Raw genomic sequence first — 17,444 nt, 5'->3', positions numbered from 1 at the left:
TAAGGGGAATCTAAGGTAAGCTTGACGACCAATATTGATGAGTTATCGGTGAGGTTGCATGAGTCAGGTGTTAGATGATCTGTTATCCCTTTTATCGCTGGAACAGATAGAGGTAGGCCTCTATCGGGGTCAGAGCCAAGATCTGGGCTTCGGCCATGTGTTTGGCGGACAGGTCATGGGCCAGGCCCTTAGCGCCGCGGCGCAAACCGTCGATAGCGAACGTCAGGTACACTCCTTCCACTCCTATTTTCTGCGCGCCGGTGATGAGAAACAACCCATAGTCTATGACGTGGAAAATATGCGCGACGGCGGCAGCTTTAGCGCCCGCAGGGTGAAGGCGATTCAGAAGGGCAGACCCATCTTCTACATGACCTGCTCCTTCCAGAAGCCCGAGCAAGGGTTAAATCACCAGAGCAAGATGCCGGATGTACCGGGCCCTGAGGGCCTGCTCAATCAGCAGGAGCTGGCCTCGACCCTGAGGGACAAGGTGCCTCGTAAGGTGCTGGAGAAGTTTATGGCGGACTCGCCGCTTGAGATGCGCCTGGTTAATCCATGCAATCCCATGGAACCCAACCAGAGCGAGCCCATCAGGCATGTGTGGATCCGCGCCAATGGCAAGGTGCCCAAGGATCTCTCGGTGCATGAGTATCTGCTGGCCTACGCCTCAGACTTTAATTTCCTGGTGACGGCGGCGCAGCCCCACGGCGTCTCCTTCTTAACCCCGGGCATGCGCATGGCCACCATAGATCACGCCATGTGGTTCCACCGTCCGCTGGATCTCAGCCAGTGGCTGCTCTATAGCATAGATAGCCCCAATGCAGGTGGCGGCCGCGGCTTTGTGCGCGGCGAGTTTTACACCCAAAGTGGTGAGCTGGTGGCCTCGGCGACCCAGGAAGGCTTGATTCGATTAACACAGGGATAAACGAACAGTGAGTGAAAGGTTGAATGTGATGAAGATGAAAATGAAAGCCATATTGGCGTCTTTGCTGCTTATTATGTTGGCAGGTTGTGTGACGGTAGAGCCTGAGCCTCCGATTTTCGTCAACGGCGCCGCCGGTTACCTGGAGAAGATTAATCTGCCTCAGGGCAGTAGCATTACCATAGCGGTGATCGATCTCGACACCCCGGGTGCCATCATCGCCCAGAAGAGCTTCGATATCGCCAGGGCGCCTGTGCCCTTCAAGTTTGCCTTTGCCCGCGAGACCATAGACAAGAACGTCAACTATGGTGTGGTCGCCATGATCCAGTATCAGGGTAAGGTGATCTTCCAGACCTACGATAGGTTCCCGGTGATCAACAACGGCAAATACACCACTGAAGTGGTGATGAAGCTGGTCAAATAAGCTGGTAAAATAAGCCAAGCAGTTAATGGATAGATAAGGGAGCCTCAGGGCTCCTTTTTTATGCTCTATTTTCCACTATTTAATGCTCCAATTTATGCTCCGATTTTTGCTCCAAGTTATCACCACTTGTGGGGCGTCGTCTTTGCTCTTATATCTATTGACTTGAGTAAATTTCAGCCAGGTGCCCTAATATGATCCTTGATCAAATATATTTTATCCAATAGGGTGAGGTGATAACAATAACAAATCAAGGAAGAGCAGATGCAGTTTATCGGCAGTCATCATCTCATAGGTAGCTTGCCCGGCGCCGAAGAGCAGGGCACGAAATCTCAGGATCAGTGTGAGCAGCACAATAGTCGGCAGCATGCTAGTTGGCAGGATCCTAGAGCTCAGGAGCCCCAGTTTGCCAGCCTAGTACTGCTCAGCTTGGCGATGTTGTGTCTCACATTCGCCATCTCTGCGGCAGGTTAGCCGAGTCTAGTCAATTTGAGTTTATAGTCTCAAGCCGGGTCTCTCAGCATAACCGCCTTATTTTTGTTATCTAAGGGGGGCAGCTAGGGATGGTTATCTGAGGTTCGTTATCTTATGCGTGTCATCTAGATAGTGGCATCTCAAGCGTGTCATCTCGAGCTTGGCATTTAGAGTGTGTCATCTAAAAAGTGTCTCCTTAGCTTTGCCATCAGGGAGCTGCAAAAGCAGGCGCCTCTTATTATTAGTGGCGTATTTCTAGCGGCTTATTCATAGCGCCGTATTCCTAGCGGTGTATGTCTCGCGCCATATTCCTTGCGCCGCCCCAGGCTATCAAAGTTACCCGGTCAGCTTGATGCGCTAACCCCTGCACCCATATCTGCCAAGTTTGTGGTGCGTCTTTAGGCCGTTATCGCTTGTTCACTTCCCTCAGTTAGTGGAGTTTCCATCAGCAATCTTTTTTGAGGCGTATGCTTAAATGCAGCGCCAATTCATGTTGTGTTGTCAGTTTGTTAATAATTGAATTTGATGGAGTTCGCCTTGGTTGATCAACAAGTGAACGATGCGGATATGGGTCACGGAAATTAAAGGGGTATTGTCAATGTTTGTTTATTTGCTGTGATCTGGATCGCGCCTAGCTATACAAAAAGGGGTATTACCCTAGCTTATTGATTTGGATCAAGAACTTCTTGGTGCCTATCTGGCAGGATACGCGCAAATGTAAGGATTTTGATAATAAAAACAACGTTAACTGTTGTATTAATGGAGTAGTATGATGAAAAAAACTATCGTTTCAGGTCTGATCGCTGCCGCCCTACTGTCTACTGGATTTGCCGCTTCTGCTCACCAAGCTGGTGACATCATCGTTCGTGCCGGTGGTGTTGTTGTTGCCCCTAATGAGTCGAGCGAAGACGTTGCTGGTTTTGGCGAATTCAACATCAGCAGCAACACGCAGCTGGGTCTGAACTTCGGTTACATGCTGACCGACAACATTGGTATCGAGTTGTTGGCCGCTACCCCTTTTAGCCATGACGTATCGCTAAAAGGCGTTGGTAAGATTGCCGAGACCAAGCACCTGCCACCTACCTTAGTGGCTCAATATTACTTTGGTTCGGCCGATTCTAAGCTACGTCCTTATATCGGTGCCGGTGTGAACTTCACTAACTTCTTCGACAGTGAATTTACCAATGACCTCGATGGTGCATTGACCGACCTTAGCCTAAGCAACTCATGGGGCTTAGCGGCGCAAGCGGGTATCGACTACCAAGTGAACAAGAACTGGTTGGTTAACGCCTCAGTGTGGTACGCCAAGATCAATACCGACGTGAACTTCAAGCTTGCCGGTCAAGCGGTTAGCATCGAAACCGATATCGATCCTTGGGTTTACATGGTGAGCGTAGGCTACACATTCTAATCTCGCTAGATAGCGAAAAGAAAAAGGAGCCAATCGGCTCCTTTTTCATCTCTGCTTTTTAACTTTCTGCTTTCTTTGGCCTATTGGGCCTTCTTGGCCGCTCTGGCCGCCTTGCGCTCTTCCTTGGTACGCCAGTGACGCGTGTTGTAGATAAATTCAGGCAGCAGCTTGGTTAACCAGGCCACCAGACGCCAACGCTTGGTGATATAGGCGCGGCGCTTACCTTTCTGCATCGCTTTGAGTGCCTGGCGCGCCACCTCATGGGGTGGTGATAGCCAGAGACGGCTCTGCTGCATGGCCGCCTTGTCCAGCAGACCAAGCTGAAGATCGCTAATGGTGATCGGCAGCTTGAGGCGCTGGGCATGCATGCTCAGCCCTTCGAGGTAGCTGCTGGCATAGGCCTTGGAGGCATGATAGGCCACGCTGGGGCCGCCCCTCAGTCCGGCGATGGAGTTAATGGCGGCAAGCTGGCCATAGCCTTGATCGACAAATAGTCTGAATGCCGTATTGCATATGGCGCTATAGCCCTGCACATTGACGGTAATAATATCCTGTTCCAGTTGCCAGGGCAGGGAGGCGTCATAGCCATTGAGGCCGGTATTGACGATCACCAGATGGGCGCCGCCCAGTTGCTGCCAGATGCTTTCCAGGGTGGCGATGATATCCTTTGGTCTCTCTATCGCCAGCTCATGTAGGCTGACCTGGGTAGGCAGAGACTGAGAAAATTCCTTAAGGGATTCGGTATCTTGTGCCAGCAGGGCCAGTTCGACGCCTTGCTCGGCAAGTTGTTTGGCAATTTCACGACTAACGAGTGAGCTGGCGCCCACAATTATTGCAGTAGCTTGAGACATGAGGCTATTTCTCAATAAATGGTTCGCCTATGATATGAAGATCTCTGATAGAGAACAAGATTTATAGTATAGACATATGGACATCCAGAAGTCTTGATGTATGATTAGGAGCAAGAGTATGAACAGATGGTTAAAACCCCTAGCGGCAGTGGCGATGAGTGCGGGCCTGTTGACGGCTTGTGCAACCCCTAATGCCAGCGTGGAGATCCAGGGGGAGGTTTGGTTTAAGGAGCGAATCGCCTTACCACCCCAGGCTGTGCTGTCAGTGCAGATCCAGGACGTGTCTAAGATGGATGCGCCTGCCGTGGTGTTAGCGGCCTTCGAGCGCGACGATGTGACCACGCCGGCACCCTTTGGTTTTGTCATCCCAAGGGATCAGTTCGAGGCGGGACACACCTATAGTGTGGGCGCCAAGATCACCCTGGATGGCAAGCTGATGTTCATCAATACTCAATCCTACCCCATAGATTTAGGCGATAGTGCGCCTATCTCTGTGCTAGTGCAGCGCGTCGGCGGTTAAGGTGATACACCGCGCCGCTTGCGACACCTAGCCTGTTGTGGGGCTCTGTTAACCAGGTCGAAAGAGGCGCGGTATGCCGGTAAAAATTCCCGATAATCTGCCAGCGGCGGAAATTCTCGAATCAGAAAATATCTTTGTCATGTCCGAGACCCGGGCGGCCAATCAGGATATCAGACCCATGAAGGTGCTGATCCTCAACCTGATGCCAAACAAGATAGAGACTGAGACTCAGCTGCTTCGCCTCCTGGGTAATACCCCCTTGCAGGTGGATGTGGATCTGCTGCGCATCCATGACAAGGTCTCCAAGCACACCTCTATCGACCATATGAACAACTTCTATCGTGATTTCGAGGCGGTGCGCCATAAGAATTACGATGGCCTGATCATCACGGGCGCGCCTTTGGGGCAGATAGAGTTTGAAGAGGTAACCTACTGGGATCATATTCGCGAGATCATCGACTGGTCCCAGCACCATGTGACCTCGGTGCTGTTTCTCTGCTGGGCGGCCCACGCGGCCCTGTATCACCTCTATGGCCTGCAGCGTAAGCTGCTCTCGGCCAAGCGCTCCGGAGTGTTTAATCACCAGCGCACCCATAAACATTTTCCGCTGCTGCGGGGCTTTGACGATGAGTTCTTCGCGCCCCATTCTCGCTTTGCCGAGATGGAAGTGGCCGATCTCAAGGCTCACAAGGAGCTGCAGGTGCTGGCCGAGTCCGACGAGGCGGGCGCCTACCTGGTGCTGAGCCGCAACAATCGCAACCTGTTTGTGATGGGCCACCCCGAATATCAGAAATCCACCCTGAAAGACGAGTATCAGCGAGATCTCGCCGAAGGCCTTAACCCGAGAGTGCCGAAAAACTATTTTCGCGGCGATGACCCCAGTCAGGCGCCAGTCGCCCGCTGGCATGGTCACGGCAGTCTCTTGGTCAGCAACTGGCTTAACTACTATGTCTACCAGCTGACCCCCTATGATCTCCATGATATGAGCGCTATCACCCCCTGGGAGCATGAGTACAAGGATGCCGAGGACAATGACTAAAGCGGATACGGGCGCAGCGCCTACTCTGATCGAGACACCCAGGCTCACCATGCGCCAGTTTGTGATGGAGGATGCAGAGGCGGTGTACCGTTTCTCCTCTCATCCAGAGGTGGTGCGTTATACCGGCGATGAGGATGCGGTCAAGAGCCTGGATGATGCCAGGCATGTCATTGAGAAGTATTGGCTCGCAGGTTATCGCGACCCAGGCTATGCCCGTTATGCGCTGATCCACAAGCAGAGCAATGAGCTTATCGGCTTCTGCGGCGTCAAGTATGAGCCGCTGCTCAACCGCGGCCTGGGCGGGGTGGATATCGGCTATCGCATGCTGCCCGAGTATTGGGGCAAGGGGCTGGCCACCGAGGCCGTGATTGCCTGTCTGCATTACGCCAGAGAGATATTAGGCATAGCCTGCGTTTATGCCGAGGTGATGGTGGAAAACGTCGCCTCCAGCCGTGTGCTGGAAAAGGCGGGTATGGAGCAGATAGACTGCTACGAGGATGACGGGGTTCGCCTCTATCTCTTCCGCACCCCCGAATAACCTTGCTAGGCTCTCGGGACGTAACGGCCTGGTAAATAACAGACCTGGTACATAACGCACAGGCACATAACCGCCCTGGCAAATAACAGACCTGGCACATAACAGGCTAAACGGAAAAAATTGCCCAGACTGGCGCTGGCTGCGCTTGAAGAACAAGGTGTTAGGCGCTATTTTATCTAGACCTAGCGCCCGGTATTCACCCGACGCGTCACCCTCGAGAATGGATCCTCATGTCAGAGCCACAACAAGCCGTACTCCTGTTATTGGCGCATCCTTCCCAACATAGATCTGAAGTTAATCTGCCCCTGTTTGAACTGGCCAAGACGATACCCGGTGTCACCACTGTGGATCTCTATGGCGAGTATCCCGAGTTTGATATCGACATAGAGCGCGAGCAGCAGCGCCTGCTGGCCCATGATGTGGTGATCTTTCAGTTTCCCCTCTACTGGTATTCCACGCCCGCCATCCTAAAGGAGTGGCAAGACCTGGTGCTGGAATATGGCTTTGCCTATGGCACGGATGGCAATGCACTCAAGGGTAAGCGCTTCTTCTGCGCCATCACGGCCGGGGGTAAGGAGGAGGCCTATCAGGCCGAGGGTTACAATCATTTCACCCTGAAACAGCTGCTGGCGCCGTTGGAGCAGACCGCCAGCCTCACCGGTATGCGTTATCTGCCGCCATTCGCATTGTTTGGTGCCCGCACCGCCGTCGAAGATGGCCTGATGGCGCAGCACCTCGAGGAGTGGCGCGAGCTGCTCACAGCCCTGGTGGCGGGCAAGCTCAATCGCCGTCTGGCCGCCAAGCTTGAGAGGTTAAACGGCCATCTGGATCAGATCATCACGGGGTAAGCGCCATGACTAACTATTTCCTGCAAGCCTTTATCTATCTGGTCGCCGCCGTGATCGCCGTGCCCCTGGCCAGGCGTTTTGGCCTGGGTTCGGTACTTGGCTACCTGATCGCCGGGGTGGTGATAGGGCCTGTGATCGGCCTAGTGGGGGAGGAGACCTCAGTCATTCAGCACTTTGCCGAGTTCGGTGTGGTGATGATGCTGTTTGTGGTGGGACTCGAGCTCGAACCTAAGATGCTGTGGGCCATGCGGAACCGCCTGATGGGCCTGGGTGGGTTGCAGCTTACGCTGACCACGGCCGCCGTGGCGGCCATTGCGCTCTATTTCGAGGTGCAGTGGAGCATCGCCTTTACCATAGGCCTTATCTTCGCGCTCTCATCGACGGCGATCGTGTTGCAAACCTTTAACGAGAAGGGACTCAATCGCACCGATGGTGGCCGAAACGCCTTCTCTGTGTTGCTGTTTCAAGATATCGCTGTGATCCCCATGCTGGCCTTTATCCCACTGTTGGCCCTGCCGGAGCTGGTGGAGCAGGCGCAGCAGGCGGCGACTCAGGTGGCGACCAAGCACGAAGAGATAAGTCTGGTGGCCGGCTTGCCGCCCTGGGCCTACGCCATAGTGATCGTCGCGGCTATCGCCATCTTAGTGGTGGGCGGCCACTACCTGAGCCGTCCCCTGTTTCGTTTCGTGGCCTCATCCGGGGTGAGGGAGATCTTTACCGCCACCGCCCTGATGTTGGTGATTGGCATCGCGGCCCTGATGAGCCTGGTGGGGCTTTCGCCGGCTCTGGGCACCTTTTTGGCGGGCGTGGTGTTGGCCAACAGTGAGTTTCGCCATGAACTTGAGTCCAATATCGACCCCTTCAAGGGCTTGCTGTTGGGGCTTTTCTTTATCACAGTCGGTGCCGGTATCGATTTTGGCATCCTGTGGCAGGATCTCGGCCTCATCCTGGGGCTGACCCTGGGGATCATAGTGCTTAAGGCCTTGGTGCTCTTGCTGATCTCGCCTGTGTTCAAGATAGGCAAAAGCGATCGCTGGCTGTTCGCCCTCAGTCTGGCCCAGGCAGGGGAGTTTGGTTTCGTGCTGCTCAGTTTCACCGTGCAGAATCATGTGCTGCCGAGCGAGCTGGCGCAGAAGCTCTCATTGGTGGTGGCCCTGAGCATGATGTTGACCCCAGGACTGTTTATTCTGTTTGAGCGTTTTATTGAGCCCAGGTATCGCAGCGCCAAGGCGGATCGCGAGGCGGACACCATAGATGAGCACGGCAGCGTGATCATCGCGGGCGTCGGTCGTTTCGGACAGGTGATCAATCGCCTGCTGAGCGCCAATGGCATCAAGACTGTGGTGCTGGATCATCAGATTAGCCAGGTGGATATGCTGCGGCGCATCAATGTGAAGAGTTATTTTGGTGATGCGACCCGCCCGGACCTGCTGCATACGGCTGGGATAGAGGAAGCCTCCCTGTTGGTGGTGGCCATGGACAATCGAGACAGCGCGGTGGAGCTGGTGAAGTATGTCAAGCACAGCTATCCCAAGGTCAAGGTGCTTGCCCGGGCGTTCGACCGCGGTCATGCCTATCTGCTGCGGGATGCAGGTGCCGATTTCATCCAGAAGGAGACCCTGCTCTCAGCCCTTGAGCTGGGGGCCGACGCCATGAAGTGTCTCGGCTTTCACCCCTTCCATGTGGAGCAGCAGAAGAACACCTTCAAGCGCATCGAGAAGCGCAGCTCCGACATGCTCTACGGCGCCTGGAAAGATGACAGCAGCGGCGAGCGATTCGATAACAACTATCGCAAGCTGTTTATCGAGCTTGAAGAGACCATCAAGGCCGCCATGGCCAGGGATAGAAACGATAAGTATGCCATGAGCGAGCGGGGCTGGACGCCGCCGCCCAAGGGCTATGACGAGCTACTGGACGGCGATGAGCCCCTGACCGTCAAGCGGGTCGATGAGCCTTTGCCATCGACGCCTGGTGACGAGCAGATCAAGCCTTAAGCGGCGCTCAAACCTTAAGTGCTGCTAGGCTGGGCTGCAGCGCCTCGGGGAGTGCCACATGCAGAGGCTGTTGGTTTAGGGGGCAGGTGAAATCCAAAAAGCAGGCGGTGAGCTGCAGATTCACATCGCCGGTCTCGGCGCCGCCATGTTGTCTGTCACCCACCACGGGAAAGCCTATGCTGGCCATATGGATGCGGATCTGATGCTTGCGGCCCGTCTCTATCTTTACCTGCACCAGGGACATATCCAGCTCACTGTCGTATTCCACCAGACTGGCATGGGAACACGCCGGCTTGCCGTCCACCTCAGTGGTGATGGTGCGTGTGGCCTTGGGAAACTCCCCTTTGACGATCACCCTGTACTGTTTGTCCAGCTCGCGATGCTCGAACTGGGCCGCGAGCGCCGCCGTAATCGTTTTGCTGTGGCCTATGATCACCAATCCCGTCGCCGCCCTGTCCAGACGGTGGATGATAAAGGCGGGGCGCTGGGGCGTGAGATGAGTCTCGACGAAGCGGTTGATGGTGGTGTGATCGCTCCATTTTGAGCCCTGACACAACATGGCGTAGGGCTTGTACCAGATACTGTATTCGCCCTTATCCAGAATCAGCTGGGCATCCTCTACCTGCTGAGCCAGTACCTTAGGGTTGTAGTAGAGGTGCAGCTGATCCCCAAGCTTAAGCGGTTTCTTGGCTCGGCGTAGACGCTGAGTGTATTTTCCCCTCGTGAGCCACACGGCGCCCTTGGCCATCGCCTGTTTAATCTCCTGCTTGGAAAGCTGGCTCGCCTCGGCCAGCAGGGTGCAGGCGTCCGTCTCTGTCTGGCTGACATTGAGGTGATGTTCGATAGGGCTTAGCTTGGAGTCTGGTTGCATGGCAGGCTTATCTTCTAGGTGCTTATCTTTTGCGGTTTATCTTTTACGGCTTAGCTTTACGTACTAGAGAGCTCTTGGGCGAAAAACCCCGTCAGTTTACACTATTTTTCCCCTTTTGCGGCGCCCGACGCTTGGCCTTGTTGTCATTGGTTAAGATCTGCTCTTGGCTCTCTCCCTCTGTTCTCTCCCTCTGCTCTCTATCTCAGCATCGGCTGCTATACTCAAGGCAGTGGGATCAGGGAGGAGCGAGATGGTGCAAAGTGCGATGGCGTGCAAGACATTCGTTTGTCTGAGAAAAGCTTGCTCGTTTACTGCTTGTCTCATAACTACCAGTCTCATAACCACCTGTCTCATAACGACAGCTGTGGCGCGGGCCGAGGTGACTGAGGTGCGCTACAACCTGTCGACCCATTTTGTTGATCCCAAACAGAGCTACTATATCGACCTGCTACGCCTGGCCATGGAGAAGAGCCAAGATCAATATGGCGACTATCGCCTGCTGCCGGTGGAGATGGATATGCCCCAGGGGCGCACCATCAAGCTGGTGGAGCAGGGCAAGCTGGATGTGGTGTGGACCATGACCAGCATCAGCCGGGAGCGGCAGCTGCGCGCGGTTTACTTTCCCCTGCTCAAGGGACTGATGGGTCATCGTATCGCCATCATACGCACCGAAGATGAGGCCCGTTTCGCCAACATCACCCAGATAGAAGAGCTCCAGAGGATACCCGTAGGCCAGGGCAGCGACTGGCCAGATAGCGACATCTTGCAGCGTCAGGGCTTTACCTTGGTAAGGGGCGCGGCCCACAGCCTGTTGACCATGCTGGAGAAGGGGCGCTTCGACTATTTTCTGCGGGCGCTTCATGAGCCCTGGGACGAGATTGCCGACAGACCAAAGCTGATGGTGGATACTCAGTTCGTCATCGTCTATCCCGCGCCCCTCTATTTCTTCGTTAGCCCTGATAATCTGGCGCTGTCGGAGCGGATCGAATATGGCCTGCGCGCGGCGTTGAGCGATGGCAGCTTCGATGAACTTTTTTATCATCATGCCATCACAGAAGGTATGTTGGGGCGGGCTAGGCTGACCGAGCGACGTGTGTTTCGCCTGGATAATCCATTTTTGTCACAGACCAGTAAGAACCTGCTAAGCGAACCTGAATTGTGGTTCGATTAAGTATATTGATTTGTCTGGCTATTCTTGTCGATTTGGCGTCAAATAGGGTGTAATGAGAGTGAGTCAGGCTGCATTGATGGGGTGGTTATGATCGCAAATGAGCAGATGGTCGCCGTGCTAGAGGCACTGCCGGATCCGGCGTTTATTTTGTCCAGTAGCGGCAAATATGTGGCCGTCTTCGGCGGCAGCGATGCGCGCTACTATCACGATGGTCGTGGCCTCATAGGTGCCTACCTCCATGAGGTGATCAAGCCCGCCAAGGCAGCCTGGTTTCTGCAAACCATTGACAGGGCACTCTCGACCCGCCACCTGCTGATCGAAGAATATGAGCTGAGCAACAAGGATGTGAAGGGGCTGCCCGACGAGGGGCCGGTGGCGCCAATCTGGTTTGAGGGGCGAATTCAGGCGCTGGATTTTCGCGTCGACGGCGAAGAGGTAGTGCTCTGGGTCGCCAGTAATATCTCTAAGCGGCACGAGCTGGAGTTAAGGCTCAGGGAACTGAGCGATACGGACCAGCTGACCGGCCTTTATAATCGTCGCCGTCTCGAGCGTGACTTTGCCCTGCATTTCGACAACTTCAGCGAGCAGGGGATGCCAACCACCATATTGATGCTGGATATCGATAACCTGAAACAGATCAACGATGCCAAGGGCCACCATAAGGGGGATGAGAACATCCTGGCCGTAGCCGAGATCTGCCGCCGCGAGTTTCGTAAGACAGACTATGCCTACCGCTTCGGTGGTGATGAGTTTGTGGTGGTCTTGCCGGGTCTGCTGCCGACCCAGGCGATGGCCATGGTCGAGGCGCTGCATCAGAGCTTCAATCGCGCCTTATCTACCCTGGCCGAAGATGAGCTACTGGCCACCATCAGCCTGGGGATGACAGGGATAAAGGCGGGCGATACCTCCTACCAGGATACCCTTAGGCGCGCCGATATGGCCCTGTATCAGGCTAAAGATCAGGGTAAGAATCAGCTGAGCTATATTCCTTAGGCTTTCGCTAAGACGTTTTATCTTCGCTATCGACGCGCCCATTCTGGTGCTGGCGACCATCTAGGGGGAGGCCGCCTCTTTGACAGCTAAATCGGCGCTAGAAACAGGTCACCTCAATTGGGGCATCCGGGTGTTTCTTCTATAGTTTATATAATGAATCTTTAATGCAAATTCACTTGTTAACCCCTTCAGGCAGACATACTGTTAAGGGAAACTGGTGCAGCGGAGGCATTATGCAAACACAGATACAGGCAAGGATAAAACATTGGTTGAGTCTCGATAGCGACGCCAAGAGTCGCGCAGAGATCCAGGCCCTGGTCGATCAGGGGGCGCAAGAGGAGCTGGTCGCAAGGTTCGCCGGTCGTCTCACCTTTGGTACCGCGGGCATTCGCGGCGTGGTGGGCGCAGGTCCCATGCGGATGAACCGTCTGGTGGTGCAGCAGACCTCCAAGGGGGTCGCCGAATACCTCAAGGCTCAGGTGGAAAATGCAGTGAGTCGCGGCGTTGTCATCGGCTACGATGGCCGTCACGACTCCAAGCAGTTTGCCGAGGACGCCGCCAGCGTGCTTACCGCCGCGGGTTTCAAGGTGTTCCTCACCAGCAAGGTGGCGCCGACTCCTCTGGTGGCCTTCGGCGTTCTGCATCTAGGGGCGGCGGCCGGCATAGTGGTGACCGCCAGTCACAATCCGCCGCAGTACAATGGCTATAAGGTTTACTGGGGTAATGGCGCGCAGATCATTCCGCCCCATGATACCGGCATCGCGGCCCGTATCGAGCTGGCGGCCAACTCGCCGGTGGATATGTTGCCGCTGGAAACGGCAGTTGAGACTGGTAAGCTGGTGATGCTCGAGGAGGATTACTATCAGGCCTATCGTCAGGGCGTGTTAAACGCAGAGGTGCTGCAAAGCCCCGCCCGTCCCGAGCTGGTGAGCCTGGCCTACACCGCCATGCATGGGGTCGGCGCCGAAATGGCCGAGACCCTGCTTAAGGATATCGGGGTTACACAGGTCTATTCGGTGGCGGCCCAGCGTGAGCCAGACGGTGACTTCCCCACGGTGAACTTCCCCAACCCTGAAGAGGCAGGCGCCATGGTTCTGGTGATGGCCGAGGCTCACAAGCATGGTGCCATGCTGGCCTGCGCCAACGATCCAGACGCCGACCGTTTCGCGGTGGCGGTGCGTAAACCCGCTGCCACGCCAGAGATGCTGGCCTCTGAGGCCTATCAGATGCTGACCGGAGATCAGGTGGGGGTCTTGCTGGGCCATTATCTGCTCTCCCACGCCAGTGATGATCAGCGACTGCTTTGCTGCACCATAGTCTCCTCCAGTTTGCTGACTCGCATCAGTGAGGCTTGCGGCGCCCGCTGCGAGACCACACTCACAGGCTTTAAGTGGCTGACCAACGTCGGCATGAGCAAACAGACTCAGGAGAACCGCTTCCTGTTCGCCTACGAAGAGGCGCTCGGCTACACGGTTGGCAGCATGGTGTGGGACAAGGATGGTCTATCAGCCTTGGTCGCCTTCGTGCAGCTCACTGCTGAGCTGGCCGCCAAGGGGGAGACCCTGTGGGACAGGCTAGAGACCATCTATCGTCAATATGGCTATTATCTCAACCGTCAGGTGAGTATCGCCCTCAGCGGTGAGCCAGGTGCGCCCACCATAGGCGAGCAGCTAAGGGCATTAGATCCCAGCGAGATTGCCGGTAGGGCCCTGGTGTCTGTGGATGACATCAGCCTGGGCGTGCGCCGTTTTGCCGATGGCCGCGAAGAGACGATCGACCTGCCTCGCAGCGACGTGCTCATCTATCGTCTGCAAGGCAACGCTAGGGTGATAGTGCGCCCCTCGGGCACAGAGCCTAAGGTAAAGTGCTATTACGAGGTGGTCGAGCCTTTTGGCGAGCAGGAGGGGCTTGCGGATGTGCAGCGCCGCGCCGAGGCCGCGATGGCGGAATTTGTCTCCCGGCATCAGGCGGGCTTGCCTAACGCCTAACGCCTAACGCCTAAAGCCTAAAGCTAGGAGGCGAGTCATGGTTTGCTAACCGATTGACAGCCTACTGACACTAGGCTGTCAGTAGGGGGGCGTTAAGCTCTTCTTACTGACCGAGTGAGGGAGACGCTCAGGGTTGAGCGTCGCATTCGGCCGATTAAGGAGAGCAAGATGCAAGAACCGCAAGTGTTACACCAGGCACCTTTACAACAGGCACCTTTAGTCTGGGGCGAGATCGCCGTCGAGGATATGGCGCGGGCCAAGGCCTTCTACCAGACTCAGTTCGGGGTGCGTTTTCGCGATGAGCAGATGTTTGGCATGGAGATGGCCATACTAGAGACTGAGGCGCCCCAGGCGGCCAGCATCGCCCTGGTAAAACATGATATGATGCGCCCAAGTGGAGCCGGCAGCATCCTCTATCTGCACCTTAGCGATCACCTGGCGCCGTTGGCGGAGAGGCTGGAGCGCAGTGGTGTCGAAATCGCTTTGCCTGTCATGGCTATCAAGGAAGGGGAGTGCGGCTATAGCTGCGTCATCGTCGATAGCGAAGGCAATCGCGTCGGCCTCTGGGCACCGAGTCTGAAAGGCTAGTGGACTCATGTCCCAGCGCATTTAAAGTTCTGACTCATTAGCTACAGCTGATAGGGTTAACGCAAGCGCCGCGGCGCTTGCAAGCTATGCAATTCAAGCTATTCAAGCAAAGGATATAACAGAAGGAATTGAGATGAAGACGATAAACCTCGCCCCCAAGTCACTGGTCGGCATGAGTGTTCGTACCAACAATGGAGCCGAGTCTGAAGCGGCGACGCAAAAAATCGCCCCCCTCTGGCAGGCCTTCATGGGGCAGTATGGCGAGCAGATCTTCGGTAAGTTGCCTGTGTATGGGGTCTATTACGACTATGCCAGCGACATGGATGGCGACTATAGCCTGATGACGGCGGTCGAGGCGGGCACCATAGAGCATGACGACAAGTTAACGCCGCTCACCTTAGAGGGCGGTAACTACCTCTGTTTCAGCGCCACGGGAGAGATGCCCCAGGCGGTGATTTCACTCTGGCAGCAGATCTGGGCTTATTTTCAGCGCCCCGATTGCCCCTATCGTCGCCAGTACCTGACCGATTTTGAGTGCTACGCCGAGCCTGACAGCGTCGATATTTATATCGGCGTCCACGTCGAGGTCTAGATAGATAGAGGTCTAGCCAACGTCTAGTTAAGCCTGGATTTAACAACGTCCAGTCATAATCACCACGGGCCGTCCAAGGGGCGGCCAATTCAGGTAAGTCATGCGCCGCGCCGATCGCCTATTTCAAATCGTACAAATTCTCAGACACAGACGCCTCACCACGGCTAAGCAGCTGGCGGAGCGACTCGAGGTCTCTAGCCGTACCATCTATCGGGATATTCAGGATCTCTGCCTGTCGGGGATCCCCATTGAAGGGGAGGCCGGCGTCGGCTATCTGCTGCGCCAGGAGGTGAATGTACCGCCACTGATGTTTAACGAGCAGGAGCTGGAGGCGATACAGGTGGGGATGCGTATGGTGCAGGCCCAGGGGGGCCACGAGCTGGCAAGCGCCGCCAAGCAGGCGATGATCAAGGTCGAGGCCGTGTTGCCCGAGCGGCTCAAGGCCTATCAATCTTTGATGTTTGCCCCCGATTTTTACAGTGAGGGGCAGCTGTTCTCCTTTCTCGACCTGCTGCGCAGGACGTCCCGGGAGCGAGAATATATTCTATTGAGTTATCAAGATGGGAAGCAAAGCAGTAGCGAGCGCCAGGTTCGCCCCCTCGCGCTCTATTACTGGCAAGGGGTCTGGACACTACTTGCCTGGTGCGAGCTGCGCGGTGATTTTCGTAACTTTCGGGTCGATCGCATCGTGGGCGTCTTGCCCCTTGGCAGCCATTTTCAGCACACGCCGGGCCAGGAGATGCCAGATTATATCGCCATGATGCAGGCGCAATATGGCGAGTGTTAGCGGTCTTTCCATCGGTATATAAAATTATTCCGGCAGCAGCGGGCGCATGAAGCTGCGCTCATAGCGGCGGATAAACTTGTGCTGCTTGGCGTACTCGAAGGCGGCGATACATTCTTTGTCATGCACTGAGGCCTCGCGGTATTGCTCGTAGCTGGCCAGTGACGGAAAGCTGAATAGCGCCAAGGCGACATCGTTGGCCCCCTCGCTGGGCAGGAAGTAGCCGTGATGTTGCCCACCAAACTTGGCCACCAAAGGTAGCCAGAGTCTGGCATAGTGCTCAAACTTATTCAGCTTATCCGGGTCGATGATGTATTTCACGTGACAGGTTACCGCCATCTTAATTTCTCCCTAATGTATGATGAAAAACAGCGCCATACTCACCAGCACGGTCAGCAGTGTGTTGCGGGTAAAGTAGGCCAGTAATACGGCCACTAAGCCGCAGATGAGGTAGCTGTTATCGAATGTGATCGCCAGTTGCTGGTCGCGTACGAAGAGTATGGGAGCGGCGATGGCGGTTAGCACTGCAGGCGCGGAATATCCAAGAAACTGCAGGGTATTTTTACTCAGGCGCAGTGGCAGTTTCGGCTCGAGAAACAGGTAACGACTGAGGAAGATCACCGCCGTCATGGCGAGCATAGTAAGCCAGATCATCATGCCTGCCTCCAAGATTCACCGCTGAGTTTTGCGTAGAGCTGGCCGCAAGCCATGCCGGTCAAGGAGGCGATAAGCAGCCCCGCCTGCAGCTCCATCAGGGCGCACACCACACTGGCCACCATGGCGACCAGCACACACACTAGGATTGAGGGGCGTTTCACCGCAGGCACCACAATGGCGATGAAGGTGGCGGCGATGGCGAAATCCAGCCCCAAGGCGTCCAGATTCTCTATCTTATGGCCCAGGGTTATCCCCATTGCCGTGGCCAGGTTCCATCCTAGATAGAAGCTAAAGCCGCCGCCGAAGGCGAACCAGGGATCAAGGCTGCGTTGTTTGCCTAGGTTGGCGATGGCAAACAGCTCATCGGTGAGCAGAAAGCCCAGGGTGAGTCGCCACCTTAGCGGCAGTGGGCTGATCTGTGGGCGCATCGCCATGCCATAGAGCAGGTGGCGCGAGGTGATCAGCAAGGTGGTGATTAATATGCTGGCAAGGCCAATCCCCGCCTTGATCATCCCAAGCGCCACTAGCTGCGCCGCACCGGCGAAGACCAGCGCCGACATGGCCTGGCTTTGCAATGGCGTGAGCCCGGCGTCTATGGCAAAAGAACCTGCGAGTATGCCCCAGGGAACGACTGCAAGTGTTAGGGGCGAGATGGCCAACGCCCCCTTGAGCGCCGCACGCATTGGTGATGCATTGCCTATTCTTTCGTTACCTAGGCTTTCGTTGTCGAGCATAGCATTTTCGGTATTAGCGCTGTTTGCATCTGGGCTTCCGGCATCTGGGCT

At 55.5% G+C, this 17,444-nt stretch carries 20 protein-coding genes; 15 read left to right on the top strand and 5 right to left on the bottom strand.

What is annotated here, in order from left to right; all coding sequences use genetic code 11:
• Window positions 1-58: 58 nt before the first annotated feature.
• From tesB to ompW, 4 genes are all read left to right on the top strand, one after another.
• A complete protein-coding gene (gene tesB / locus SHEW_RS13235; protein ID WP_011866353.1) occupies window positions 59-922 on the top strand; it encodes an acyl-CoA thioesterase II in 864 nt (287 codons plus the stop codon).
• 28 nt (window positions 923-950) lie between these two features.
• Complete coding sequence (locus SHEW_RS13230; protein ID WP_011866352.1) at window positions 951-1,343, top strand: YbaY family lipoprotein; 393 nt, start codon at window positions 951-953, stop codon at window positions 1,341-1,343.
• A 261-nt stretch (window positions 1,344-1,604) separates the two neighbouring features.
• Window positions 1,605-1,814 carry a hypothetical protein gene (locus tag SHEW_RS13225; protein ID WP_041406666.1) on the top strand — a complete coding sequence of 70 codons (210 nt, stop codon included), beginning with the start codon at window positions 1,605-1,607 and terminating at the stop codon, window positions 1,812-1,814.
• Between the two features lie 769 nt (window positions 1,815-2,583).
• Window positions 2,584-3,225 (top strand): outer membrane protein OmpW, encoded by a 642-nt coding sequence (ompW, locus tag SHEW_RS13220; RefSeq protein WP_011866351.1) that lies wholly within the window; start codon window positions 2,584-2,586, stop codon window positions 3,223-3,225.
• Window positions 3,226-3,305: 80 nt separating this feature from the next.
• Here the strand turns inward: ompW and SHEW_RS13215 are convergent, their stop codons facing one another.
• Window positions 3,306-4,076, bottom strand: coding sequence for an SDR family NAD(P)-dependent oxidoreductase (locus SHEW_RS13215; RefSeq protein ID WP_011866350.1), 771 nt, complete (start codon window positions 4,074-4,076; stop codon window positions 3,306-3,308).
• Window positions 4,077-4,194: 118 nt separating this feature from the next.
• On the opposite strand from SHEW_RS13215, the gene SHEW_RS13210 reads away from it, so the two are divergent.
• From SHEW_RS13210 to SHEW_RS13190, 5 genes are all read left to right on the top strand, one after another.
• A complete protein-coding gene (locus SHEW_RS13210; protein ID WP_011866349.1) occupies window positions 4,195-4,596 on the top strand; it encodes a YbaY family lipoprotein in 402 nt (133 codons plus the stop codon).
• 73 nt (window positions 4,597-4,669) lie between these two features.
• A complete protein-coding gene (gene metA, locus SHEW_RS13205) occupies window positions 4,670-5,635 on the top strand; it encodes a homoserine O-acetyltransferase MetA (protein WP_011866348.1) in 966 nt (321 codons plus the stop codon).
• Window positions 5,628-6,173, top strand: a complete 546-nt coding sequence (locus SHEW_RS13200; protein ID WP_011866347.1) for a GNAT family N-acetyltransferase — start codon at window positions 5,628-5,630, stop codon at window positions 6,171-6,173. Before metA ends, SHEW_RS13200 begins: the two co-directional genes overlap by 8 nt.
• Window positions 6,174-6,403: 230 nt before the next feature.
• A complete protein-coding gene (locus tag SHEW_RS13195) occupies window positions 6,404-7,021 on the top strand; it encodes an NAD(P)H-dependent oxidoreductase (RefSeq protein WP_011866346.1) in 618 nt (205 codons plus the stop codon).
• Between the two features lie 5 nt (window positions 7,022-7,026).
• Window positions 7,027-9,015 (top strand): monovalent cation:proton antiporter-2 (CPA2) family protein, encoded by a 1,989-nt coding sequence (locus tag SHEW_RS13190; RefSeq protein ID WP_011866345.1) that lies wholly within the window; start codon window positions 7,027-7,029, stop codon window positions 9,013-9,015.
• A gap of 7 nt (window positions 9,016-9,022) precedes the next feature.
• Here the strand turns inward: SHEW_RS13190 and SHEW_RS13185 are convergent, their stop codons facing one another.
• Window positions 9,023-9,886: an RluA family pseudouridine synthase gene (locus SHEW_RS13185; RefSeq protein ID WP_011866344.1), complete on the bottom strand. Its 864-nt coding sequence runs from the start codon at window positions 9,884-9,886 to the stop codon at window positions 9,023-9,025.
• Between the two features lie 364 nt (window positions 9,887-10,250).
• Here SHEW_RS13185 and SHEW_RS13180 point away from each other — a divergent pair, with 364 nt between their 5' ends.
• From SHEW_RS13180 to SHEW_RS13155, 6 genes are all read left to right on the top strand, one after another.
• Window positions 10,251-11,057, top strand: coding sequence for a substrate-binding periplasmic protein (locus SHEW_RS13180; RefSeq protein WP_223294715.1), 807 nt, complete (start codon window positions 10,251-10,253; stop codon window positions 11,055-11,057).
• A gap of 87 nt (window positions 11,058-11,144) precedes the next feature.
• On the top strand, window positions 11,145-12,050 hold the full coding sequence (locus SHEW_RS13175) for a GGDEF domain-containing protein (RefSeq protein ID WP_011866342.1): 906 nt from the start codon (window positions 11,145-11,147) through the stop codon (window positions 12,048-12,050).
• 233 nt (window positions 12,051-12,283) lie between these two features.
• Window positions 12,284-14,038, top strand: a complete 1,755-nt coding sequence (locus SHEW_RS13170; RefSeq protein WP_011866341.1) for a phospho-sugar mutase — start codon at window positions 12,284-12,286, stop codon at window positions 14,036-14,038.
• A 168-nt stretch (window positions 14,039-14,206) separates the two neighbouring features.
• The gene (locus SHEW_RS13165; protein ID WP_011866340.1) at window positions 14,207-14,626 is read left to right on the top strand and encodes a VOC family protein; all 420 of its coding nucleotides are present in this window, start codon (window positions 14,207-14,209) and stop codon (window positions 14,624-14,626) included.
• A 133-nt stretch (window positions 14,627-14,759) separates the two neighbouring features.
• Complete coding sequence (locus SHEW_RS13160) at window positions 14,760-15,218, top strand: GyrI-like domain-containing protein (RefSeq protein WP_011866339.1); 459 nt, start codon at window positions 14,760-14,762, stop codon at window positions 15,216-15,218.
• Window positions 15,219-15,318: 100 nt separating this feature from the next.
• Entirely contained in the window at window positions 15,319-16,005 is a 687-nt protein-coding gene (locus tag SHEW_RS13155) for a helix-turn-helix transcriptional regulator (protein WP_011866338.1), read from the top strand.
• A 24-nt stretch (window positions 16,006-16,029) separates the two neighbouring features.
• Here the strand turns inward: SHEW_RS13155 and SHEW_RS13150 are convergent, their stop codons facing one another.
• Genes SHEW_RS13150 through SHEW_RS13140 form a run of 3 tightly spaced genes read right to left on the bottom strand, consistent with a single transcriptional unit; the run spans window position 16,030 to window position 17,393 of the window.
• A complete protein-coding gene (locus SHEW_RS13150) occupies window positions 16,030-16,341 on the bottom strand; it encodes an NIPSNAP family protein (protein WP_011866337.1) in 312 nt (103 codons plus the stop codon).
• 12 nt (window positions 16,342-16,353) lie between these two features.
• Window positions 16,354-16,656 (bottom strand): AzlD domain-containing protein, encoded by a 303-nt coding sequence (locus SHEW_RS13145; protein ID WP_041407304.1) that lies wholly within the window; start codon window positions 16,654-16,656, stop codon window positions 16,354-16,356.
• On the bottom strand, window positions 16,656-17,393 hold the full coding sequence (locus tag SHEW_RS13140; RefSeq protein ID WP_011866335.1) for an AzlC family ABC transporter permease: 738 nt from the start codon (window positions 17,391-17,393) through the stop codon (window positions 16,656-16,658). Before SHEW_RS13140 ends, SHEW_RS13145 begins: the two co-directional genes overlap by 1 nt.
• Between the last annotated feature and the right edge of the window lie 51 nt (window positions 17,394-17,444).

This window comes from Shewanella loihica PV-4, from assembly GCF_000016065.1.
GTDB lineage: Bacteria > Pseudomonadota > Gammaproteobacteria > Enterobacterales > Shewanellaceae > Shewanella > Shewanella loihica.
Note: the sequence above shows the minus strand (reverse complement) of the source record. Positions and strands in the feature narration are given on the sequence as shown.